Source organism: Endozoicomonas sp. ALD068 (genome assembly GCF_049310145.1).
Taxonomy (GTDB): Bacteria; Pseudomonadota; Gammaproteobacteria; order Pseudomonadales; family Endozoicomonadaceae; genus Endozoicomonas_A.
The window spans coordinates 2,601,265-2,625,686 of the sequence record NZ_JBLYNU010000004.1; the positions used below are offsets into that span (position 1 = coordinate 2,601,265).

The following is a 24,422-nucleotide window of genomic DNA, read 5'->3' on the forward strand; positions in this document are numbered from 1 at the left end:
CTTATCAATATTAAATCACCTATCCTTCCCTGCTTCAGTTTTATTAGCCTGTCAAAAGACTCTTCATTCATCTAAAGGTTTAAGTGCTCATGGAGCAATATAATTTCACCTATAACGATATCCATAACACCATTCGCGCCTCAGCGGAAAAGATCAGAGCCTCCGGATTTGAGCCTGATTATCTCCTGGCCATTGGTGGCGGTGGTCTGATTCCAGCACGCATCATGCGCACCTATATCAACAAACCGATTCTGATTGTATCCCTCTCCCGCTACAGTGACGAGACAGGTACGGCGCCATCAGAGACACCGGTCAAACTACAATGGCTGGAAACAGACACCAACCTGGATGGTAAAAAAGTTCTGGTCATTGATGAGGTCGATGATGAAAGAACCACTCTGCAGTTCACACTGAATCATCTGTACGACACACACCCTGAAACCGAGTTTGCTGCCTTCGTCGTGCACAATAAACTGAAAGAAAAGAAAGGCACACTGCCAGAGAGGCTGAACCACTTCTTCACTGGTGAGGACATCCACGACCACTGGATTAACTACGCCTGGGATGCTGAAGACATTGATCAGTTTGGCAAAAAGTAAGCCACTGAAAGCCGTTGAATACTCATAACACAACCCCCGACCCCTGACAGAGGGCCGGGGAACGGAACGGTTCAGGCCTGACCCTGAATAACCGGAGCCGGACTGACCACATCAGCATTCTGGGCACGTTGACGCATCAGGTGATCCATCAGGGTGATAGCCATCATGGCTTCAGCAATGGGTACAGCACGAATTCCGACACAGGGATCGTGACGTCCCTTTGTGACCACTTCAACAGGTTCGCCTTCCATATTGATGCTCTTGCCAGGCGCAGTCATGCTGGAAGTGGGTTTCAGGGCAATATGGGCAACAATATCCTGACCTGAGCTGATACCGCCAAGAACACCACCGGCTGAATTGGACAGGAAGCCTTCTGGCGTCAACTCATCACGATGCTCTGTTCCCTTCTGGGCTACAGAGTCGAAGCCATCGCCTATCTCAATACCTTTGACGGCATTAATGCTCATCAGAGAATGAGCCAGGTCGGCATCCAGACGATCAAAAACCGGTTCACCCAGTCCCGGCATCACACCTGTAGCCATCACGGTCACTTTGGCCCCGGTAGAATTACCATCACGACGCAAATCATCGATCAGTTTTTCCATGGCGGGCACTTTATCCGCATCCGGGCAGAAGAAAGGATTGTTGCGAACTTCATCCCAGTCAATCTTGTCGATACTGATCGTGCCCAGCTGGGACAGATAACCTTTAATTTCGATGCCCTGACTTTCCAGGTATTTCCGGGCAATCGCACCGGCTGCAACACGCATGGCGGTTTCACGAGCAGACGAGCGTCCGCCGCCACGGTAGTCACGAAAGCCGTATTTGTGGGTGTAGGTATAGTCAGCATGGCCAGGACGGAAACGATCCATGATATTGGAATAATCTTTGGAACGCTGATCCACATTTTCGATAAGCAAACCAATGGGGGTGCCGGTGGTTTTACCTTCAAAAACGCCGGACAGAATCCTGACCTGATCCGGCTCACGACGCTGCGTCGTATATTTAGAGGTACCGGGCTTGCGCAGATCGAGATCCTTTTGCAGATCGGCCTCACTCAGAGGTATGCCCGGAGGGCAGCCATCCACTATACACCCCAGGGCAATACCATGGGACTCACCAAAGGTCGTAACCCTGAAAACCTGGCCTATGCTGTTGCCTGCCATTTCAACTTCCCCCTCCTCTGACAGTTGTCCGTCGTTGCTCCCGTCAGGGATTTAATGCTCTACTGTGAAACCTTTTTCCAGAAAAAGGTTTCAGTCATTCATAGCTGTTTCAGCCTGCTTTCTTTGCTCACGGCTGCTAAACAGAGGCTGATATTTACGACAGCTTCCGGCATCCAGTATCAGGATGCCATGACCACCTGCCTCAAACTCCGGCCAGATAAACGGCACATCAGGATACTCATCTCTCAGGGCCCAATGACTGTTACCTACTTCCAGAACCAGCAAACCCTTTTCATCCAGAAAGTCTGCGGCACGCGCCAGAATAACGCGGGCCATATCCAAACCATCTTCTCCCGCTGCCAGACCGAGCTCCGGCTCGTGGCTGAACTCATCCGGAAAATCGACCATATCTTCAGCATCCACGTAGGGTGGATTGCTGACAATCAGCTGATACTTTGGCTTTTCCGGAGCATGATCGATCGCTTCAAAAAGATCAGAACGAATGGCCTGAACCCTGCCCCAGAGCTCATGACTGTCGATATTGATACCCGCCACTTCCAGAGCGTCTTCTGATATATCCAGTAAGTCGACTGTGGCTTGAGGAAACTCATGGGCCGCAGCAATACCAATACAGCCGGAACCTGAACAAAGATCCAGCACCCTTTCAACCCGGATGTCCATCAACCAGGGTTGAAACTGATGCTGAATCAGCTCGGCAATCGGTGAACGAGGTACCAACACTCGCTCATCAACGTAATAGGGTTGACCACAGAACCAGGCCTGATTGACAAGGTAAGCCAAGGGTTTGCGTTCTGAAATTCTGCGCTCGATCAGCCCTGCCACTCTCTCCTGCTCATTCAGGGAAAGTCGGCAGTCCATGTAGGGTTCCGGCAATTCCCAGGGCAGCTGTAGCACCTGAAACACCAGATGAAAAGCCTCATCCAGAGCATTATCACTTCCATGCCCGAAAAACAGCCCGGCTTCGTTAAATCGTGATGCTGCCCAGCGAATGAAGTCCCGGATACTGACCAGACCATCATAGGGCTTGATGGCTCTGTAGGACTTGCCGGTATGCGTGTCACTGATTTCAGTCACTCTCTCTCCTCTGGGTCACTTTCAGGATCTCCCCTGCAAAACCGCCATAAGGTAGCATATTCAGGCACAGGCAAAGAACCACTTTTTCGCCGCAAACGGCTCCGAACAGCTGCCACGGTATTAGTCAGACCACAATTAGGGTTAGAATACCTCTATTTCAGGCTACCGGGAGCCTGTTAAGTCTGTTTAAAAATGAGCGCAGAGTCATGACCGAAAACGATAACGACGATCAGGAAGGCCTGTTCAAAGAAGCCATGATGGACGTGCGGCCATTGAAGAAAACCAATCGCTCTGCTGAGCTCAAAAAACCAGCGACTAAAGTGCCCGACTGTACACTCAGAGCTCGTCGGCAGTCTGCTCAGATGGAAGACAAGCCGGGCGGAGCCGCTCTTTCGGAAGCCTGGGTTGAACCTATAGAACCAGAGCAAAAACTGGTATACAGCAGATCAGGCATTCAACATACCCGTATGCGCCAGTTACGCCAGGGATTACTGCCTATCCAGTATCAACTGGATCTCCACGGTTACAGGATCGAGGAAGCCAGAGAGCTGATTTCAGAGTTTCTATTGTTCTGCCGTAATGAAGGCATGCAATGCGTTCGAATTATCCATGGCAAATCACACCGCAGTACCAATCGCCAGAACACCCTGAAAAGTCATGTCAATCACTGGCTGCGACAGCTTCCGGAAGTCCTGGCATTTTGTTCAGCACCCCCTTCAGAAGGCGGGACCGGGTCGCTTCTTGTGCTTTTGAAGAGAAAAGCCTGATAACCCTTCACAAACACCTTCAGCACTCAGCCTCACTAATAGGTTGAGGTTTTTTTCAAATAGAGGAAACTTATGCTTCCAGGAGAATGGCAGACTCCTCCTGGTGACGGGATTCCCATTGATCCAGGGCATCAATAGCCAATTGTCTGCCCACAGCCGCGATCTCGTTAAAGCGATGGAATTCGTAGAACTGACAGATGTTTCGAGGCACATTGACCAAGACATCTGGCTGATAGCCCGCCATTTTATATCGGGAAAGTGACTCCTGCATCACTTCCATGGATTGGTTGGAAATTTCCATCAGGCTCATGGAAGCACTGAGTTCATCCTGAGACTTTTTACTCTCATTGACACCTACAAACTTGTCAATAAGCCCGTCAAAAATGGATTTTTTCTCCTTCTCTCTCTCTTCAGCCCCGTCATTTTTCTGAAAAGGTTTGCCCAACAGATCAACAGCCACCACCATATCGGCCAGAGCGGACCCTGCAGGTGCCATTGGCAAAGGATTAAGCACACCGCCGTCTACCAGCACCTGACCATGTATTTCTACCGGACTGAACAAAGAAGGAATGGCACTGGAAGCACGAATAGCCGTCACCAGATCACCACGCTGGAACCAGATTTCCTTGCGATAAGTCAAACTGGTAGCCACCGCTGTATAAGGAATCGGCAGATCTTCTATACGACAGTCACCAATAATATCGCGCATGCGTTCAAAAAGACGGTCACCCTTGATGACGCCCGGACGCCCCAAAGAAATATCCAGCAAACGGATAATCTCGAACGAATCAAGGGTCTCGGCCCATTGACAGTACTCATTCAGTTTACCCGTAGCCCATAGACCACCGATCAGTGAGCCCATGGAAGAACCGGCTATAGCCGTAATTTTGTACCCTCTGGCCTCCAGCTCCCGAATGACCCCGACATGGGCATAACCCCGGGCACCACCACTGCCCAAGACCAGAGCTACTCTTTTTGTCATCGCTCTTGTGTCCTTTGAATTGCTTGCGTTGGGCAATAGCATGAACCCTGTCAGCCCTCAGGTCTATAGGGTCTGGATACTTTGAGTTATCGGTAATGACTGAAGTCAACCAGCACTCTGTTTCGATCCAGACAGCAGGTTTACTCATACTGGTTTTTGTTTTTTTCCCGGGAGATGGCAAGGTATTGCGATGAGTATGGTCGAAACTGTCAAGCTAGCCTGCCCGCAATCTGAGCTACACTCAGCCCTGACTAAAGGAAGATGGAAATTTGAGTGCAAATTAAAACAGTGATCTTTCTTATAATCGGGACGCTCTTGATCTCTTTGGCAGTCAGTGGATTTGGTGATAGCCGTTTTCAAGGACGTCTGCTCATCGTCACAAACAGGGCGCTTGACCAGGAGGCTTATCTGATAACAAATTTTGTCTTCTTTGTGCCTGAAGACTCTCTGGCCTTGTTTGAAGAAATGCTGGTCGCTGCAAATGCTACCCACATTGGCAGGGTGCCAATAGACGAAGTTTCATTCAACTGTTATCTACTCAATCGCGATAACATTGAAACTCCCTCAACGGAACAAGGAAACTTCTTGTGCATCAGCCCTGCATTGCAACTGGATAGAACTGACAGTGACGAGGGTGACCTGGCTACAGGTAAGGTTTCTGAGGAAGCAGAGAAAAACGGCATGAGCTTCGCATTGCCAGAATGGCCCGCATTAATACCTGAACCCAACTTGCGATTATCAGGGGGAGGCTTTCCATTTGACCCACCACCGCCTTCTCCTCCTTTTATGCCGGGTATTCCTGCCAAGGGATTTTTTAATCTGCCCGACTGGCAGTTTGACTACCTATTAGCTTTGGCCCGGATCAGCCAGTGGCTGAAACAATGGCTTCATAATGGGTATCCCACCACTTCCGGTAAATCCCGACAATTCGTCAGGGCAACAGATTTATCTGCGGCTTTGGATGGAATTAAAAAGGCACACAATAAATCCTTATTCCGCCAAATGCCGTTAGATGCCTCAGAACTGCTTGCTCAACCTCCAGGGAAAGGTTTGTCCGGCTATTCGCAGATACATCAGTCAGAGAAAGTTATGTTGCATCCCGTATTTATACTACCAAAGTCTGCGTCAAACAGCTTTGAAGAAGCGCAAGGGGTTGAATATGTTGGAAGAACTTGCAGCATATGTCTGACTAATTTTGAGGAATCTGAGGACGTGGTGAAAACGTCATGTTCGCATTTGTTTCATGTAGACTGTCTGAAACTGTGGTTAACGACAGAAATTGATGAGCGAACAGTTAATTCCTGCCCGGAATGTCGGCATGATCAGGGCGTTTTACATGGTTTTTTGATCCATAAAGAAAACACTGTCAACCAAGAGAGACTAGTCAGCTCTGCTCGTATCGCACTCCAGGAGGTTGCTCAAATTGTAACGGAAATGCAGGCAGGGAGAAGAACCTGGCCTGAAGATGACGAATGTACCTATGCAAGGTTGAGCAGTGCAATACGTAGCAATGATCCGGCCATTACTGAGCAGGCACGAGCACTTAGGCCATTGGTTAATTTTTACTCTGTGCAGCATCTGATGTCACAACTGCGGGCAGGGAGAGGAACCTGGCCTGAAGATGACGAATATATCTATTTAAGGTTGGGTAGTGCAGAACGTCGCAATGATCCGGCTATTGCTTTGCAGGCACAGGCACTCAGGCCATTGGTTAATTTGCACTCTGTGCAGCATCTGGTGTCACAAATGCAGGATGGGAGAGGAACCTGGCCTGAAGATGACGAATATATCTATTTAAGGTTGAGAGGTGCAGAACGCAGCAATGATCCGGCCATTGCTGAGCAGGCACAGGCACTCAGGCCATTGGTTAATTTGTACTCTGTGCAGCATCTGGTGTCAGAAATGCTGGCAGGAAGACGAACCTGGCCTGAAGATAACAAACATATCCATGCAAGGTTGAAAAGTGCAGTACGCTGCAATGATCCAGCCATTGCTGAGCAGGCACAGGTTCTCAGGCCATTGGTTAATTTTTACTCTGTGCAGCATCTGGTGTCACAAATGCAGGATGGGAGAGGAAACTGGCCTGAAGATGACAACCCTGTCTATGCAAGGTTGAGAAGTGCAGAACGCAGCAATGATCCTGCCATTGCTGAGCAGGCACAGGCACTCAGGACATTGGTTAATTTGTACTCTGTGCAGCATCTGGTGTCACAAATGCAGGATGGGAGAGGAACCTGGCCTGAAGATGACGACCCTATCTATGCAAGGTTGAGTAGTGCAGAACATAGCAATGATCCTGCCATTGCTGAGCAGGCACAGGCACTCAGGCCATCGGTTAATTTGTACTCTGTGCAGCATCTGGTGACACAAGTGCTGGCAAGGAAAGGAACATGGCCTGAAGATGACAACCCTATTTATGTAAGGTTGAGTAGTGCAGAACGAGACAATGATCCGGCCATTGCTGAGCAGGCACAGGCACTCAGGCCATACGTTAGTTTTTTACACCGTGAAGTATCCGGTGTCACAAGTGCAGGCAGGGAGAGGAACCTGACCAGAAGATGACAACCCTATCTATGCAAGGTTGACCAGTGCGGAACCTGGTAATGATCCGGTCATTGCTGAGCAGGCACGGGAACTTAGGCCGCTGGTTGATAAATACCGTCGTAAGTCGTCAGTCAAGTGCTTCCCTGAAGATAGCCATCGCTTCGAGCAACAGACAACCACCTTGGCAAAAGCTGGTGGAGAGCGTTTAAAGCACTTTCAAGTCCGATGGTCACTGACCTTGTTATCATGGTTTGACGGCTGTTTTTAAATAAGAAGTAATTTGTGGCTTCACGACCAGCTTCATTGTCAACTTAATAGTGAATTCAGCAGCTACTGCCGCTACTTTTACCTTTCGGTCAGGTAATTTTCCACAAGAATTAGCGGCTGCAGCAAGGCTTTTAGAAATATTCACCAAACCTCTGGTGGCGGACCGGAATGTTATGTCAGAGACGCCCTTTGGCATCAAATTCTCTTCAACTTGACAACTCCTTACCTCTCGGACCCGGAATCTTCCTGAGTCACCCTGGGCAATGCCATTAACCTGACAGCCCGAGTTTGTTCTTAAATGGGCAGGCCAGTTTTGACCGCAAAGTTTTTCCAAGATCATACTAACATCCTTGTCATAAGACTTAGCTTCGATACTTTAACAATAGGAATTTGGTTCAGATCTCACAATTAGATCAAAGTATTACTTGTTGCCTCTCCTGATGTGGGCTGGTAGTGCTTTATTTACTGGCTGACTAAATATTAAACAGTGAAAACGGGGCGTTAAAAACATTCTCTGTCTGTTGCTTAGAACCTTCTCAGCATAAGAGCTTTTCTAAGTACCTGGCCAGTTGGTTTCGCATATTCTGGCGAGTGGATTTTTTCATCCTTCAAGGCGCAACGACGGGCGCGTAGCCGTAGCTACGCAACCAGAGTTGGAACGCAGAAGGGTGGAAAAAGCCGCCGTCCAGAATATGCGAAACCAACTGGTTAGGTACTTATATGCACAGGGAACTAAATGCATAGACAATGATCTAAAACTATAAGCCATTTGAAAAATCAGAGACAGGAGTATGAGATATGAACGGAACCAGACCACCCGGCACACCACCCGGCACACCACCCGGCACACCACCCGGCACACCAAGTCCGTCAGCACCTTATCAAGAGCCCACCGACAATTGCCCTGTTTGTCTCGAATCCTTTGCCGGAAGGGAAGTCAAGGTTCTCGAAGATTGCCGCCATATGTTTCACGAAGACTGCCTGGCGAGGTGGCTATCGGACAATAATATCTGCCCTATGTGCAGAACCAGTCTCAGGGGAAGGGAAGTACAACCAGTGCCTGCCATGCCATTGAACTTTCTAGATTTGTTGCTTCATCAGCCAATCTACTTCGAGTTCACTCTATCTAGGCAGCAGAGATTGAGTTGGCCAGAACATTCAATCAACTCACCCAGAGTTGACGCTCGTTACGGCTAATTAAAAGAAATCACTGTGAAATTCCCTTGGGTCACTTGGGTTGCTACTTTCTCAAGTTTTCGCAGTGGTTCCTGTTTTGACGAATGAATGGGATCGGGCCACTCTTTTTCTATCTGGAAACTGTTGTACCATTAGCCCGACTTGGAGGTAATGGTGCATTTCGCCTTTATATGTGATGCTTTATTCTAAAAAACCGCCCTATTCCGGCAAAAGCGGGCTGAGGTATATCATGCGTCTTGAAAATGTGCGTCTACATCAACAGGAAGGCCTGTTTGATATCCTTTTTAATCAGGGCATGATCCTGAGCGTTACTCCCGCCGGTACTCAACGCCAGCCTGACACTGATAGCCTTGACGCCGGGGGTAAGCTGGCACTCCCTCCCTTCATTGATCCTCATGTCCATCTGGATACCTGTCTAACGGCAGGTGAACCCGTCTGGAATCGCACAGGCACCCTCTTTGAAGGGATTCAAAACTGGTCTGAGCGCAAGAAAAACCTGACTCACGACGACGTCAGGCAACGAGCCAGAAAAGCACTTGCCTGGTATATAGGTCAGGGCGTGCAGCATGTTCGCAGTCATGTTGACACTACCGATCCGGGTCTTACCGCAGTTCATGCTCTGCTTGAGCTGAAAGAAGAAGTTAAAGATCTGATTGATATCCAGCTGGTCGCCTTTCCGCAGGAAGGCATCCCATCTTTCCCTAAAGGTGCAGAGCTTCTCGAAGAAGCCATGAGACTTGGCTGTGATGCCGTCGGCGCTATTCCCCATTTTGAATACACCCGTGAATATGCTCTGGACTCTCTCAATACCGCCTTTGACCTTGCCGAAAAATACGACAGCCTGATCGACATTCACTGCGATGAGATAGACGATGAACAATCCCGATTTGTCGAGACTGTTGCCTGTCTGGCTCTGGAACGCAACATGGGTCAGCGTGTGACTGCCAGTCATACTACTGCCATGCATTCCTATAACAACGCCTATGTCGTGAAGCTGATGCGGCTGCTGAAACGGTCAGGCATACACTTTATCGCCAACCCGGTAACCAACCTGAACCTTCAGGGGCGAATGGATTCTTACCCGAAACGCCGTGGTATTACTCGTATACCAGAACTGCTTGAGGCCGGTGTAAATGCTTGCTTTGGTCAGGACGACATTGTTGACCAATGGTTCCCGATGCAGGGCTGTAATATGCTACAAGTGTTGTTTACAGGTCTGGTGGGCTGTCAAATGACAGGGCTGGATCAGATAAATCAGGGCATCGACCTGATTACCACTAACAGTGCGAAATGCCTGAATATTCACGACCAATACGGGATTGAAGAAGGGAAACCCGGCAACCTGATTGTTTTGGACTCCGAGACCGTCTTTGATGCCATCAGACGTCAGTCAGTGGTAACCCACTCTTTCCGCAACGGCCAGCTGATTGCAGAAACCAGACCCGCAGAGTCGTGCATCAGGGCTAATCACTCGCTGTCTGGCCCTATCGATTATTCTTTCTGCCCTCAATAAGCTTTTTATCTGATAGACATCAGAAGAAGCAGATACTTAGAATCTGCCTGCTGAAAAAATACTTGCCTCCCTCTTGGGGAGGCAATGTTATTCACGGTAGAATAACTGCCTTAAAATTAAAACATAGCCCGGTGCAGTCGCATCCGGGGCAGTCAACCCGCCCTTTTTAATCGTAACCAAACCATGAAAAACAGCGATTTACAGGCTCGCTTCAACGCCATACGCTCCAACAAGATATTTGAACTCTTTGTCGTTAGTATCATCATCTTCTCTGCCCTGGTCATTGGCGCGAAGACTTATAAGCTGCCACCGTACCTTGAAGGCACTATCAGCGTGCTGGACGTCGGTATTACACTCTTTTTTCTGGTGGAAATACTGATCCGCTTTTTTGGCGAAGAGAACAAAAAGAATTTCTTCAAGTCCGGCTGGAATCTCTTTGACACCCTGATTGTGATCGTCAGCCTGATCCCGGTCAGCGATACCGAGATGGCTCTTGTGGGTCGATTAATCAGAATTTTCCGGGTACTGCGGATGATATCTGTCATCCCCGAGCTTCGACTGCTACTGAACTCACTGCTGAAAGCTCTGCCACAACTGGGTTATGTCATGTTGCTGATGTTCATCATTTTTTATATCTACGCCGCTGTTGGCAGCACCTTCTTCCTGAATATCAATCCTGAACTCTGGGGTAATATCTCCATCAGTATGCTGACCCTGTTCAGGGTCATGACTTTCGAAGACTGGACCGATGTCATGTATGAAACCATGGCTGTCTACCCACTGAGCTGGGCCTACTATCTCAGTTTTATTTTCTTCACGACCTTCGCCTTTCTGAACATGATCATTGGTATTGTCGTCAACGTTCTGGAGGAAGAGCGTCAAAAGGTGCGCAGTGAAGAAGAAGCTATTAAGAATGAGGGTCAACCCAACCTTGAAGATTTGCAGCAACAGCTGACCGAAATCAAATGCCTCCTGCAAAAGAAAAGCTAATCATCGGGTCTCTGCCAGACTGTTTAGCCTGGCAGCCTGTCGGACTTAAGCGTCCGTAGCGAGGATTGCAAGAAATTGAGGATAAAAATCTCTGTTTCTGAGGAGAATAGCGAGCTATTTGACGAAGAAACAGAGATTTTTAGACCAATTTATTGCAACCGCAGTAGGACAGTCTTAAGTCCGACAGGCTGCTAGCAGGTTGGAGATACTCAGAACAAACGGTTCAAACCATCCAGAGTAGCCACACGGTAGGCTTCGGCCATAGTGGGATAGTTGAATGTGGTGTTCAGGAAGTAGCGGATATTGTTAGCTTCCCCTTTTTGGGACATCACAGCCTGACCGATGTGTACGATCTCCGATGCCTGGTCACCAAAACAATGGATACCCAGCACTTCACCGGTCTCGCGGTGGAACAGGATTTTTAGCATACCCACTGTTTCGCCGGTAATCTGGGCCCGGGCCAGCCTCGAGAAGAAAGCTTTGCCCACTTCATAGGGCACAGCAGCAGCTGTCAACTCTTCTTCGGTTTTACCCAGCGAGCTGATTTCCGGAATGGTATAGATACCGGTCGGTACTTCGTTGACAAAACGCCACTGCCCGATATTTTCCATATTACCTGCGGCGGACCTGCCCTGATCATAAGCGGCACTGGCCAGGCTGGGCCAGCCAATCACATCGCCCGCTGCATAGATATGATCAATCTCTGTCTGATAATTCTCATTAACAGACAGCTGTCCGCGGCTGTTCGGCTTCAGACCTATCAGTTCAAGGCCCATATCCTGAGTATTGCCCGTTCTGCCATTGGCCCACAATAGAATATCCGCTTTCAGCTTCTTGCCTGATTTCAGGTGCATCACTACGCCGTCATCCAGCATTTCCACTTTCTGGTATTCTTCATTGTGACGAATAATGACGTTCATTTTCCGCAACTGGTAGCCAAGAGCATCGGAAATCTCCTTATCCAGAAAAGAGAGCAGACGATCACGGGTATCCACCAGATCCACCAGCACACCCAGACCAGAGAAAATGGAGGCATACTCGGAACCGATAACACCCGCTCCATAAATGATCATCCGGCGTGGAGTAGTGGTTAGCTGAAGAATAGAATCACTGTCGTGAATCCGTGGATGACGGAAGTTAACATCTGCAGGCTGGTAAGGACGGGAGCCGGTGGCAATCAGAATATTGGACCCGTGAAGTTTTTCGACATGGCCATTATCCTGCTGAACCTCAATAGTATGCTCGTCAACAAAGGAGGCATGGCCAAAATAAAGATCAATCCGGTTTCGGGCATAATATAAGGTGCGGGACTGCACCTGCTTCTGAATGACGCGTTCAGCCGTTTTCAAAACCTTGGGAAAACTGAACCAGCGGGGCTCACCAATTTCACGGAACATGGGATTGGTATTGAAGTCCATGATCTGTTTGACTGAGTGCCGCAGAGACTTGGAAGGTATGGTACCCAGATGGGTACAGTTACCACCTACAAAGGCATTCTGCTCAACGACTGCAACCTTCTTGCCCAGCTTGACAGCATTCATTGCCGCCCCTTCGCCCGACGGCCCGGAACCCAGCACAACCAGATCGTAGTGACTTACACCCATCCTTTAACCCCTCAAAGCGATCCGGGCAGCATTGCATCAGGTCATGAACTCTGTGCCCAGAGGTTCATGACACTGCAAGGCTCCCATATTTTTATTAATTTTCTCAGAGGCTGCCCACAAACTTTAAGGGAACAGCCTCTTAACCTTCAATACAGAAACAATCGGTCATCCGTATTGGGAAACTCCGGTTTTTTCCGGATATTGCTCGCACTCTTCCTGCAGAGCAGAAAGCCCGTTCAGAGAGCAAATCAACTCTTCTTAACAGTCTTTTCGGCAGTCGCATCGTAAAACAGATGCTCCATATCCCTATGCTGACCTTCAGAGAAAGGATCGTTCTTGTCCCCACCGCCACAGATCATGCAGCCATCCTTCAGGCCAAGGGTGCTCAAACCACCACAGGACCCCTTGATCGGCTTGTTGGCAACAATTACACCAATGGCCATCAGGGCCATCAGTAGCAAAAAGATTCCAAATGTAATCAGCATCAGTGTCATGATATTGCCCTCCTGAGAAGAGGCCCGTAGCTAAAGAAAACACTCTTATTTATCTAGCACCGCTCGGGCACTGTTAATTTTATATGACAGTTTTTCACTGCAATAAGTGCTCTGTCGTTTGCAATGGCCAGGGTTATCGGCCTGGTCATCACTCAATTCTGTTCTGGCAGAAAGGGTTTGAATGCATCACTGCTGACCGCTTCAAAACCCTTTTCAGTATGATAGGTGAAGTAGGCTGAGATTCCCTCCCTGTTGGCCAGCTTCAGACCTTCTTTATCACCTAAAACCATAAACAGGGTGGCCAGTGCATCAGCCTCAGCAGCATTATCCTCAATCACAGCCACTTCGGCCAGACGCCCCATTTCAGGATGGCCGGTTCGGGGATTGATCGTATGGGAATACTTCTGGCCATCCACTTCAAAATAATTCAGGTAGTCGCCTGATGTCGCCATGGCCCTGTTTTCCAGCTCAACAATCAGGGCCGGATTACTGCCGATCATAGCTGGACCACGGATACCCAACTTCCAGAGAGAGCCATCCGGTTTAGGGTCACCGACTATGACCTCACCACCAATCTCAACCAGATAACTGTTGATGCCTTCTGACTTGAGCAGATAAGCCACTTTGTCGACACCATAACCTTTGGCAATGGAGCTGAGATCCACAAAGACGTCTTTGGTTCGGGTCAGCTCATCGTTTCGGGTATCTGCGATAACCGCCTGATAACCCACTTTAGCCTGAGCTGCAGCAATCTCTTCATCAGAAGGCAGTTCAGCCGGATAATTATTGATCATCCATTCTATGTATTCCGGAGCTTTTTTATCACCGGAACCGGACGATTCTTCTTTACTTTGTGAGGCTTGCCTGCTGGCATCGGAAGGGCCAAAACCCCACAGATTTACCAGAGGACCCACAGTCACATCGTAGGCACCATCCGACATGCGGGAAACCACCAGACTTCTCTCGACAAGATCCACCAGCTCATCGGAAGCCTTGAATGGCTTCCCGATTTCGGCGCGGTTGAATTGCATCAACTCGGAGTCTTCACGGTAGGTAGACATGCTGTCGTTGATCTCTTCCAGCAGCCTATCCACCTGCTTTTTAACACTCCCTGTCGAATGGGAAAAAGGCGTTGAAACGTAAGTAATACTGTAGGTAGTGCCCATGGTCTCACCCTTTATATGCTTCAGGGTAGGACGCAAAGACAGAGCATAAAAGCCAGCAGCCAGAAGAATTAAGCCGATCAACAGTGACCACTTATAGGATTTGGACAACAACCTGTTCTCTCCCGTAGACACTGGAAATGCCGTTCTGACACCTCCAGAATTCGTTCAAGGGGACGCAGTGTACCACCGGGAGTGTTGCATCGTCATCCGTACAGAGCACCAGAGCGCTTTCTTATCTGACCAGACCATCAATATTGACTGGTCTGCCAGCCGGAGCACATCTGAATACCCTTCTCCAGATTGCTCTCAGGTGTCTTTCCGGTCAGGTTCATGATCTTTTGTCAGGTCGGTCAGATAAAAACACTCTCTGGCTCAAAAGCCCCTGCTATTTTTGATACGATCTAATCGTTGGTCCGTCAGCCCAGGTAGCGTGGGTACCACTACTGATACGGTGCGGAAGCACAATGCGGCAAAGGGCTCCTGCTTCTAAATCTCTGGCATCGATCAACACACACTCCGAACGGTTTTCATTCATATCCGTAATGAAGGTCACCAGGTAACCGTCGTCTTCATCTTTCGCGTTGATACGCGGTACAAAGGGCGCTTCACTGCCAAAGCGCTGTTCACCAAAGGGCAGGCTCCAGGACTCACCGGTCTGAGTATCATGCTTGACAATGCCTGAGAAAATAAACATATCGGGCTCACCCCAAACGGAATACACGAATCGAGATTTCTGGCCAGCGTACTGTTGATTAAACGTGCCGAATTCCAGATCCCGATCATCCAACCTGCCCTCAACAACCTCACCTGTTACGAGGTTAAATCGCCAGCGATACAGCTTCGGCTGAAGATGATTCAGGGCCAGCTGAGCCATCAGTTTACCAGCGCCTTTGGGCAAGCCAGGAATGGGACCCGGATTGGGGTTTTCCTGAAAATATCCTTCCAGAATAACTTCATCACCCTCTTCGTAGGCATTAAGCCAGTGCAAAACATAAGTCGGCTTTGCTTCAAACTGAACAATGTCTTTCTCGTTACCGAACCTGGGAATGATAGAAAATCGCGAAGGCAACTCAGGGTAATAGCAAGGGAAGTGAATATTGTCTTCCAGCAGCAAGGGGTCCCAAAACAGTGGCAGGTCGGCAAAAATCGAGTAGTTTTCAGAGAATGCCATGTCATGGGGCAAGCGGGGACCGGGTAGCGGCACCGGTGTGAAGTGCACCAACTTGCCGTCACGATTAACGACACCGTAGTGTTGATAAGGTGGATACCTGGAATAATTGAAGAACAGCATCTCACCCGTCTTTTCATCGACTTTCGGATGGGCAGATATCCCATCAATGGGTGCCCAGCTAACTGTGCCCAACTGTTCAAGGGTATAGGGGTCCAGCTGATACCCGTCACCGCATTGCCAAAATGTGGAAATGATCTTGCCTGCGTGAACCACCACGTCCGTTGATGAACCATCTTTCGAACTGCCCTGAGCACCAACCCCCGGGCGCTTCGACATCTTGTGGTCATTGATAAAACCAGCCCAAAGCGCTTCTCCGGCCTCCTGCTCGGCGACAAACCCCTTGGTGCGAACAAAGCGGTTACTGTATTCAGCCTTTCCATCGCGAAATGACATCGCATGAATCATGCCGTCAGCATCAAAAGGGTGGTAATGACCGATGGGTTCCTGCACAGGATTTTCAGTATTTCTTACATATACGCCGTCTATATCGGTCGGTATTTCCCCAATAACCTCCATATCACAGGCCGTGTATTCCGTGAAATTGGGAGTCCAGGCACCGCTTAGATAGGGGTGTGAACTGGGCTTCAGACTGTGTTTGACCTCGTTCTTATGGGTAATCTTCATCATTTACCCCCTTTCCGGGCTAGTGAAATACTGGGCTCTGAAGGAGCGTGGGAACCCATACCTATCTCGCGCTGCAGAGTCCGCTTTTCAGGGGAGAAGCGAGGCGTCGCCTCGCTTTCAGGTGAATGTTGCAAAATTACTGCCCGCGCACAATAAACCAGTCCGTAACGTAATTGACCTGGGGCTTTCACAGTCCTTGTTGCTCCAGTGTAATAAAGAGTTTTCAACAGTCTGGATAGCAATAGGACCACCTGTGCCAAACATACCGATGCAGAAACCGGAGTCTATGTAGGTCGTGGAATGAATCCACTCTTGTGTAAAGGTATCTGCCAAGTTTAGATAGCTGAATGGCTTAACTGTTTTTATATCAGTGACTATTGCTTCGTTGTAACAGGTTATAACGTTTTTAATAGAGAATTTTTTTACTCCGCAGTGCAAGAAATGTTCGAACTGATGACATGATGGAAGCTGATCCTTATCGTCTTCGCAAGTCGTACAGTAATTGGCCCCTAGTGAAATCCACTGAACAAATCGTTTTCCCCAGAGAGCCGGAGGGTGATATTCACGCTCAATGTCGTCCTGCTCTTTGACAACAAAAGAAATATCGTCATCTTTGTCTTGAAAAAGTGATCTTATGTACTCATTAGCGCCCTCATCACAAAATGAGCCAAAAGCTCTGCCTCCGATTTCAAAGCTATGGAGGGTTGTTTTGTTGGTAATAGAGGGATTTATTAATGACTGATGTGTCTGTATAAACGAATCCTTTATATAAACCCTGACAGTTTTTGCATGGCCTGTTTTTTTACCGGCAAATGAGGTGTTGCTGTTTTCCTCTGGACTATTGTTGTTCACGGTTTTTTCGGGGCGAAACACAGTGTTTGTGCTAGATGATATGTTCATCATATTTCCTGTTTTTTTGCGCAAGTACGATTGCATTGCCTATTGGCCATAAGAGCGCCCCCAGCCTTGTTAGAGTTCATCCCTTGAATCAGGGAGGTTAGGATCAACAAGGCCTTTCTCATCCACCAACCGGGTAGTAAAAGAATGAAAATAGTTTAATCCGTTTAATGGATAGCTCAGCCCCTCCAGCTTGTCGGGCCGCGTGTAGTGCGCAGAAGCTTTTTCCCACTGGCATTGCCTGGGCTCTATCCAGGCACCTTTTGTCCAGGCTTCTCCAGAGGTCAAACCGGTATCGCATTGATAGACGAACTGCCCAAAACCTTCAAAGTCCGCTTCTGCAGAATAGATAATGCCCTTTTTCATGCTGATCATATGATGATGCGCATAACGCTTCTTCTCTTTAGTGGCTGGCAGTAAATCAGATTTATCCTGAAAGTCGTGGGTCACTCTGAATGTTTTGGGATAACCATCTTCAAGCAGCGGTGGTTCTTTGCCATCCAGTATTTCCAAGCTCACCGCTTTTCCCCAGGCACCAATATAGGCCATGCTCACGGGCTCTACAGGGTATCGAACAACGACCAACTTGTGATGCTTGCCTCTGAGCACCATTGAACGGGTGTAAGGGTCAACATTAAGGCCACTGAAGTCTCCTCTCAAAGTGGAAGGCACAAGAGCGTGTATTTCTAACATATCGCTCGTTATATAGTTGGTTTCGCCGAACTGTAAGAGACCATCCCCTTTCGCATTGATCGGTTCATCTTTTATATCATCCCAACGGCTGGCAGGCTTGCCATTATTGAGGTTGACACTTTGCAGGAGCGCTCTGGAGTAATAACTCTCAGCTTTCTTCAGATTTCTTTGCATGATACCCAGTACATGGAAAGTTCCTTCATTATCCTGGTAAATATCCAGCCCGGTCATGGGTTTGGAGTGATCAACCCCCTTGCGGAAATCTTCCATTGGAAGGTAGGTTCGGTGTTCCCAGCCCGGTACTGTCACCAGCTCTTTCTTGTCAATATCGATGATAAACAGATGTCCATGCTGAGCGGCAAACAACCAGTTTTTCTTATAGCGCTGGTTAAATTCAGCACTATGCGCCAGATAAACAGGCGAGTTGGCATAGGATAAATTGAAGAAACCAAGATTTGGTGATGGAGAATCGATTGAGAAAGACTCCTCTCCTTCGCCCCCAACAAATACCAAACCGTTGGAACAACCAAAAGCAAACCGGTTATTTCCCAGAGGCTTATGGAATGAACTCAGACTGTGATGATGAGCCATGGTTTTTCCGGTTAGAGGGATATTGGTAAATTCATTCATAAGACAACCGGGAAGGTTACCATTAAAAACCGTTTTCCAGGCCTTGCTGCCTGGCCTGCTTTCGATAACAACTGCATTACCGTCACTATTGACAGCTCCAAGCTGAAATACCAGGGTTTCCTCAGCATGTGAATTCAGTGAGGATACCAGCGTGACAGACGACAACAACAGAGCTTTAAGTGTCCGGATCATACAAACCTCCTTATCAGGGTAATAATGTAAGTACCTAACCACAAATAAATGGCCTCTATGAGTTTTGACTCAGTAAATTGCCAAGGGTTCAATGAAACCGACAATTTTAGACGAGCGGGCTAAATAGGCCACACACTGCAAAAGTTAAGAAAGGCAGGTCAGGCTGATCGGGCACAGACCGTCGTTTTGCAGGACACCACCTTCTTGCCCAACAACCCGGTAGCCAGCAGTTCATGTTCATAGCTCATAGGGTGTGGGCGCCCCTGCCCTTTTCGGGGAGTCCTGTTAGAGTTCATCTCTTGGCTTAGGATCATTGGGATAAATAACGCCCGTTTCGTCCTCCACCCGATCGCTGAAGAAATGGATTTCGTCCATCACTCGGGCCGTGAAGGAATGGTAGTAGTTCAATCCGGTTAATCGATAGTTCAGCCCCTCCAGCTTGTCGGGCCGGGTGAATCTGGCAGAAGCTTTTTCCCAATTGCATTGCCTGGGCTCTATCCAAGCACCTTTTTTCCAGGCTTCTCCAGAGGTCAGACCGGTATCGCATTGATAGACGTACTGCCCAAAACCTTCGGAGTCTGCTTCTGCAGAAAAGATAATGCCTTTTTTCATACTGATCATATGGTGATGCGCATAGTGTTTCTTCTTATCTTCAGTGACCGTCAGTAGATCAGAATCATACTGAAAGTCATGGTTGACTCTGAATGTCTTGGAATAACCATCTTTAAGCAATGGAGGCTCTTTGCCATCCAGTTTTTTTGAGCTCACCAATTTTCCCCAAGCACCGATATAAGGCACGTTTACGGGTTCTTCAGGGTATCGAACAATAACCAGCTGATGATGCCTGCCCCTTAGCACCATTGCCCGGGTATAAGGGTCAACATTGAGGCCACTGAGGTCTCCTCTTAAAGAGGTATTCGTACCAGGGTGGTGTATCCCATTTTCTTTATCTGCTATAAACAGGGTTTCACCAAACTGTAACAGACCATCTCCTGCCCTGTTGATCGATTCATCGTCAATATCATCCCAATAGCTGTAAGGGATTCCATCTTCGAGCGTTACATGTTGCAGGAGTGCTCTGGAATAATAACGCTTTTTTTTCTTCAGATTTCTTTGCATGACACCCAACACATGGAAAGTCCCTTTTTTGTCCTGGTAGATATCCAGCCCGGTCATGGGCATAGAGTAATCAACACCCATGCGGAAATCCCACATAGAGAGGTAGTTTCCTTCTATCCAGTGCGGAAACCTAACCAGCTGCCACTTGTCGATATCGATAATAAACAGGTGTCCATGCTGGGCGGCAAACAACCAGTTTTTCTTGTAGCGCTGATTAAATTCGGCACTGTAGGCGAGATAAACAGGCGAGTTGGCATAGGATAAATTGAAGTAACCAAGATTAGGAGATGGAGAATTTACCGAGAAAGGCTCCTCTCCTTCGCCCCCAACAAACACCAAACCGTTAGAACAACCAAAAGCAAACCGGTTGTTTCCCAGAGGCATGTGAAAAGAGCTCAGACTGTAACGATGAGCCATAGTTTTGCTGGTCAGGGGAATATTGGTAAATTCATTCATCAGACAACCGGGAAGATTGTCATTAAAAACCGTTTTCCAAGCCTTGCTGCCAGGCCTGCTTTCGATAACAACTGCGTTACCGTCGCTGTTGACCGCTCCAAGCTGAAACACCAATGTTTCCTTAGCTTGTGAATTCGGTGAGCAAAGCAGCGTGACAGATGAAAACAACAGGGCCTTAAGAGTCCGAATCATAAAAACCTCGAAATCAGGGCGATGAATGAAGCCATAAGTGCTTGGCCTTTATGAAATTTGACTCAACAAATTGCCAAGGGCTCAATGAAACGGATAAGTTTAGACAAGCGGGCTGAATACGCCACGCATCAGGAAAGGCAGGTCAGGCGGTCACCCAGAGAATAACGGCATCTTCCTCACTGAGAGAAATCAGAGCATGTCCCATCTCGGCATCGTAATAGGTGCTATCACCCTCATTGAGTTCTACCGGTTGATAAAACTCTGTGTAGAGCATGATTTTGCCACTGAGAACCAGCAAAAATTCCTCACCCTCATGCCTTACCCAATCCTGATAATCCTCAAATGACCGGGCACAAACCGTCGTTTTGAAGGGCACCATCTTCTTGCCCGACAACTCAGTCGCCAGCAGCTCATGTTCGTAAGTGGTGGTGGGGTGTGGGCGCCCCTGCCCTTTTCGGGTAATGTCCCGGCGACCGCTGGCGGCCTTCTTTTCCGAAGGTTGGGTGAACAACTGGGGGATATCAATACCCAGACCCCTTACCAGTTTGGTCACAGCAGTAAAGGTGGGCGATATCTGCTCATTTTCTATTTTGGAGAGGGTTGATCGGGCCAGACCGGTTTTCTGGCTGGCTTCTTCCAGTGTCAGATTGAGGCTCAGACGGATTTCACGGACTCGCTGTCCCAGTTGCAACGGCTCAACAGCAGCCTCCCTGTTACTGCGGGAGATGATGACCGACTGTTTTTCCTGCTTCAGAAAGTGCGCCTGCTCTGATATTTCCTGTTCTGACATTTATAGTTATCTCTACTTCCAGACGTACTCGATACTATATAAGCTTCCCGTAAAAAGAAATAAGCTACCCGGAAATTAAATTCCCCTAAAATCTGTCAAAAAACATTCAGCGTTGTATTTACTCAATTAATTCATTAAGTTAGGCGTACCGTCAGGATAAGAAACCTTTGTACTGCAGGTCTCGTCCTGACCCTGATCATCTGTCTGAGCTGACACCCTGTGGTGTCCTATAACAAAGACCTGAAAATAATAACAGAACATCCAATAGCGTGGAGTGAAGTTTCATAATGGAAACACTGACCGAAATCATCGGTGCCATTAATGGCGTCGTTTGGGGACCCATGATGCTGGTCCTCATGCTGGGGATAGGACTATTCCTGATGCTGGGCCTGCGACTGATGCCCATCCTGAAGCTGGGCACCGGCTTTAAACTCCTCTGGCAAGGCCGCAGTGCCGGGTCCGGCGACTCCGGTGAAATCCCTCCTTTCCAGGCCCTGATGACCGCCCTTTCTGCCACCATCGGTACCGGTAACATTGCCGGTGTTGCAACGGCCGTCTTCATGGGGGGTCCCGGTGCGCTGTTCTGGATGTGGTGTACTGCTCTGGTGGGTATGGCCACCAAATTCTCGGAAGCTGTATTGGCCGTAAAATACCGTGAGGTCGACGAAAACGGCAAGCACTACGGTGGCCCTATGTACTACATCAAGAATGGTCTGGGTTCACGCTGGGCATGGCTGGGTACAGCCTTCGCTATTTTCGGTGCGATCGCCGGCTTCGGTATCGGCAACACCGTTCAGTCCAACTCGGTGGCTGACGTCCTGCAAAGTAACTTCAACCTGCCTCCCGTCGTGACCGGTTTTATTCTGATGTTCCTGGTAGGTGCTGTACTGATTGGCGGCATCCGTAGAATTGGCGCGGTGGCCAGTACTCTGGTTCCCCTGATGGCCATTGCCTACCTGGTCGCCGGTCTGGTTGTTCTGGCTATCAATGCTGAGCAAATTCCTGCCGCCCTGAGCCTGGTCTTCACCCACGCCTTTACACCTACTGCGGCTACCGGTGGTTTTGCTGGCGCTGCGGTATGGGCTGCTATCCGCTTTGGTGTCGCTCGTGGTGTGTTTTCTAACGAAGCCGGTCTGGGTTCTGCGCCTATCGCTCACGCGGCAGCAAAAACCAACGACCCCGTTCGTCAGGGCCTGATTGCCATGCTGGGTACTTTCCTGGACACACTCATCGTCTGCTCCATCACCGGCCTGGTCATCATTACTTCCGGTGCCTGGACCTCAGGTGCGACAGGGGCCGCGTTAACTTCTGCCGCATTTGCTGAGGCACTGCCGGGTGTCGGTAACTATGTGGTTGCCATTTCTCTGGCTATCTTCGCCTTTACAACCATTCTGGGCTGGAGCTTCTACGGCGAGCGTTGCATAGTATTCCTGATGGGCCCAAGAGCGGTAAAAGCCTATCGTTTCCTTTGGATTGTCGCCGTTCCAGTGGGCGCTACTGTGAGCCTGGATTTCATCTGGCTTGTAGCTGACACTATGAACGCCATGATGGCTATTCCCAACCTGATTGCCCTGGCGCTGCTAAGCCCCGTTGTATTCAGGCTGGTGCGTGAATACTTCGGCAAGCAATCTGAAACATCAGAGGCAGTCACTGAGTAAACAGGCCTCTAACCAGCTTCAATGAAGGTGCAAACCTACCCTCTGTTTGCACCTCTCTTCCTCACCCTCTCATCATTAAGTACTTCACTCCTTACCCAAACCCTGACAAACATTCAGAGGGCCACAAAAAAGCGCTACCCGCTAGCCCTGTCACTGCTAATATTCCAGAAACCTGTCGTTTCAGTTACCGGTCAGGGGTCTTTTTTATGGCCAGTAAAGATATCAGAAACCATCGAATGTCTGACGAGGTTTATCAGGAGAACTTTTCTGATATCAAGCCTCCGTTATCGTGCTATCAGGCCAATATTGAAGCCAGTCGTTGCCTGTATTGTCATGATGCCCCCTGCATTTCTGCCTGTCCGACAGGTATCAATATTCCCTCGTTTATACACCGAATCGCAGATCATAATGAAGACGGCGCCGCCAGGGTTATTCTGGAAGAAAACATTCTGGGGGGGAGCTGTGCCCGGGTCTGTCCAACAGAAGTCCTTTGTGAGCAGGCTTGCGTTCGAAACCACTCGCCAGAATGTAAACCGGTGATGATTGGTCGCTTGCAAAGGTATGCCATTGATCACCGGCAAAAAGCTTCTCACCCATTTATCCGCGCTCAGAAAACAGGCCAAAACGTCGCCGTTATTGGCGCGGGCCCTGCCGGTCTGGCCTGTGCACACAAACTAGCCAGACTGGGACATGACATCACCCTGTTCGAGGCTCATGACAAACCCGGCGGGCTCAATGAGTACGGCATAGCCGCTTACAAACTGGTAGAGGATTATGCCCAGGAGGAAATCCGATTCATTTTCGAAATCGGCGGCATAAACCTTGAGACAGGACGCAGAATCGACCTTGCGCAACAGCTTGCCGACCTGACCATTCAGTTTGATGCCGTCTTTCTTGGCATTGGACTGGGGTCTGCGAAAGCCATTGGATTGCCCTGTGAGCAATCCGGAGGTATCCAGGAAGCGCTTGGCACCATTGAAACCGTTCGTCAAACCAAAAACCTCGCCGAACTGCCCGTAGCTTCAAAGGTCGTTGTGATCGGCGGCGGTAATACAGCCATTGATGTGGCCAGCCAGATGCGCCGACTGGGAGCCGATGAAGTGACGATCGCTTATCGAAGAGGTCTTCAACAGATGTCAGCCACTCATCATGAACAATCATTCGCAAAAGAAAGCGGTGTTCGCATTATTCCCTGGCTGAAACCCAAAGGTTTTGAGACAAAAGCCGGGCAATTGCATGGTGTTCGTTTTGTGAAAACAACTCAGGACTCTGCTGGCCAGCTGCTTGAAACCGGCGAGCTGAGAGTAATTCCCGCTGACCGGGTTTACAAGGCCATTGGCCAGACAATAACAGCAGAGTGCTTTTCTTCTGGAAAGCTCGCCAGAAGTCAGAACGGAAAAATCAGAGTGGACGATCAATTCAGAACCTCTATCGGTAATGTCTGGGCAGGAGGCGACTGTGTTGATAACGGGGAAGATCTCACCGTCCATGCAGTCCAGCATGGCAAACTGGCTGCTGAAGCCATCAACCGGTTTCTGCAACCGCTCGAAGTATAG

20 protein-coding genes are annotated in these 24,422 nt (G+C 48.9%); 8 read left to right on the plus strand and 12 right to left on the minus strand.

Annotation, left to right across the window (positions count from 1 at the left end):
- Nucleotides 1-89: 89 nt before the first annotated feature.
- Entirely contained in the window at nucleotides 90-599 is a 510-nt protein-coding gene (locus tag ACO6V5_RS08925) for a phosphoribosyltransferase (RefSeq protein WP_422137751.1), read from the plus strand.
- 71 nt (nucleotides 600-670) lie between these two features.
- Here ACO6V5_RS08925 and aroC read toward each other — a convergent pair whose 3' ends face one another.
- Nucleotides 671-1,765 (minus strand): chorismate synthase, encoded by a 1,095-nt coding sequence (aroC, locus tag ACO6V5_RS08930; RefSeq protein ID WP_422133392.1) that lies wholly within the window; start codon nucleotides 1,763-1,765, stop codon nucleotides 671-673.
- Nucleotides 1,766-1,855: 90 nt separating this feature from the next.
- Nucleotides 1,856-2,860, minus strand: coding sequence for a 50S ribosomal protein L3 N(5)-glutamine methyltransferase (prmB, locus tag ACO6V5_RS08935; RefSeq protein ID WP_422133391.1), 1,005 nt, complete (start codon nucleotides 2,858-2,860; stop codon nucleotides 1,856-1,858).
- A gap of 206 nt (nucleotides 2,861-3,066) precedes the next feature.
- Between prmB and ACO6V5_RS08940 the strand changes: the two genes are divergently transcribed.
- Nucleotides 3,067-3,627, plus strand: coding sequence for a Smr/MutS family protein (locus ACO6V5_RS08940; protein ID WP_422133390.1), 561 nt, complete (start codon nucleotides 3,067-3,069; stop codon nucleotides 3,625-3,627).
- 70 nt (nucleotides 3,628-3,697) lie between these two features.
- Here the strand turns inward: ACO6V5_RS08940 and ACO6V5_RS08945 are convergent, their stop codons facing one another.
- Entirely contained in the window at nucleotides 3,698-4,609 is a 912-nt protein-coding gene (locus ACO6V5_RS08945) for a patatin-like phospholipase family protein (protein ID WP_422133389.1), read from the minus strand.
- A 273-nt stretch (nucleotides 4,610-4,882) separates the two neighbouring features.
- Between ACO6V5_RS08945 and ACO6V5_RS08950 the strand changes: the two genes are divergently transcribed.
- The gene (locus ACO6V5_RS08950; RefSeq protein ID WP_422411292.1) at nucleotides 4,883-7,171 is read left to right on the plus strand and encodes an RING finger domain-containing protein; all 2,289 of its coding nucleotides are present in this window, start codon (nucleotides 4,883-4,885) and stop codon (nucleotides 7,169-7,171) included.
- Between the two features lie 226 nt (nucleotides 7,172-7,397).
- Here ACO6V5_RS08950 and ACO6V5_RS08955 read toward each other — a convergent pair whose 3' ends face one another.
- Entirely contained in the window at nucleotides 7,398-7,565 is a 168-nt protein-coding gene (locus ACO6V5_RS08955) for a hypothetical protein (protein ID WP_422442386.1), read from the minus strand.
- A gap of 653 nt (nucleotides 7,566-8,218) precedes the next feature.
- Here ACO6V5_RS08955 and ACO6V5_RS08960 point away from each other — a divergent pair.
- From ACO6V5_RS08960 to ACO6V5_RS08970, 3 genes are all read left to right on the plus strand, one after another.
- A complete protein-coding gene (locus ACO6V5_RS08960; protein WP_422411286.1) occupies nucleotides 8,219-8,617 on the plus strand; it encodes an RING finger domain-containing protein in 399 nt (132 codons plus the stop codon).
- A gap of 229 nt (nucleotides 8,618-8,846) precedes the next feature.
- The gene (codA, locus tag ACO6V5_RS08965) at nucleotides 8,847-10,130 is read left to right on the plus strand and encodes a cytosine deaminase (RefSeq protein ID WP_422137747.1); all 1,284 of its coding nucleotides are present in this window, start codon (nucleotides 8,847-8,849) and stop codon (nucleotides 10,128-10,130) included.
- A gap of 183 nt (nucleotides 10,131-10,313) precedes the next feature.
- A complete protein-coding gene (locus tag ACO6V5_RS08970) occupies nucleotides 10,314-11,120 on the plus strand; it encodes an ion transporter (RefSeq protein ID WP_422133384.1) in 807 nt (268 codons plus the stop codon).
- 209 nt (nucleotides 11,121-11,329) lie between these two features.
- On the opposite strand, the gene sthA is transcribed toward ACO6V5_RS08970, so the two are convergent.
- From sthA to ACO6V5_RS09010, 8 genes are all read right to left on the minus strand, one after another.
- Nucleotides 11,330-12,724: a Si-specific NAD(P)(+) transhydrogenase gene (sthA, locus tag ACO6V5_RS08975; protein ID WP_422133383.1), complete on the minus strand. Its 1,395-nt coding sequence runs from the start codon at nucleotides 12,722-12,724 to the stop codon at nucleotides 11,330-11,332.
- A 248-nt stretch (nucleotides 12,725-12,972) separates the two neighbouring features.
- A complete protein-coding gene (gene nqrM / locus ACO6V5_RS08980) occupies nucleotides 12,973-13,218 on the minus strand; it encodes a (Na+)-NQR maturation NqrM (protein ID WP_422133382.1) in 246 nt (81 codons plus the stop codon).
- Nucleotides 13,219-13,370: 152 nt separating this feature from the next.
- Nucleotides 13,371-14,492, minus strand: a complete 1,122-nt coding sequence (locus ACO6V5_RS08985) for an FAD:protein FMN transferase (RefSeq protein ID WP_422133381.1) — start codon at nucleotides 14,490-14,492, stop codon at nucleotides 13,371-13,373.
- Between the two features lie 277 nt (nucleotides 14,493-14,769).
- Complete coding sequence (locus ACO6V5_RS08990) at nucleotides 14,770-16,242, minus strand: carotenoid oxygenase family protein (protein WP_422411282.1); 1,473 nt, start codon at nucleotides 16,240-16,242, stop codon at nucleotides 14,770-14,772.
- A gap of 114 nt (nucleotides 16,243-16,356) precedes the next feature.
- Nucleotides 16,357-17,163: a hypothetical protein gene (locus ACO6V5_RS08995; protein WP_422137745.1), complete on the minus strand. Its 807-nt coding sequence runs from the start codon at nucleotides 17,161-17,163 to the stop codon at nucleotides 16,357-16,359.
- Between the two features lie 45 nt (nucleotides 17,164-17,208).
- The gene (locus ACO6V5_RS09000) at nucleotides 17,209-18,651 is read right to left on the minus strand and encodes a hypothetical protein (protein WP_422411279.1); all 1,443 of its coding nucleotides are present in this window, start codon (nucleotides 18,649-18,651) and stop codon (nucleotides 17,209-17,211) included.
- A gap of 285 nt (nucleotides 18,652-18,936) precedes the next feature.
- Nucleotides 18,937-20,337 carry a hypothetical protein gene (locus tag ACO6V5_RS09005; RefSeq protein ID WP_422411277.1) on the minus strand — a complete coding sequence of 467 codons (1,401 nt, stop codon included), beginning with the start codon at nucleotides 20,335-20,337 and terminating at the stop codon, nucleotides 18,937-18,939.
- A 223-nt stretch (nucleotides 20,338-20,560) separates the two neighbouring features.
- Nucleotides 20,561-21,148, minus strand: coding sequence for a helix-turn-helix domain-containing protein (locus tag ACO6V5_RS09010; RefSeq protein WP_422140081.1), 588 nt, complete (start codon nucleotides 21,146-21,148; stop codon nucleotides 20,561-20,563).
- 347 nt (nucleotides 21,149-21,495) lie between these two features.
- Here ACO6V5_RS09010 and ACO6V5_RS09015 point away from each other — a divergent pair, with 347 nt between their 5' ends.
- Together ACO6V5_RS09015 and ACO6V5_RS09020 are read left to right on the plus strand one after the other, a co-directional pair.
- Nucleotides 21,496-22,866 (plus strand): alanine/glycine:cation symporter family protein, encoded by a 1,371-nt coding sequence (locus tag ACO6V5_RS09015; RefSeq protein WP_422411275.1) that lies wholly within the window; start codon nucleotides 21,496-21,498, stop codon nucleotides 22,864-22,866.
- A 206-nt stretch (nucleotides 22,867-23,072) separates the two neighbouring features.
- Nucleotides 23,073-24,422: an NAD(P)-dependent oxidoreductase gene (locus ACO6V5_RS09020; RefSeq protein ID WP_422133374.1), complete on the plus strand. Its 1,350-nt coding sequence runs from the start codon at nucleotides 23,073-23,075 to the stop codon at nucleotides 24,420-24,422.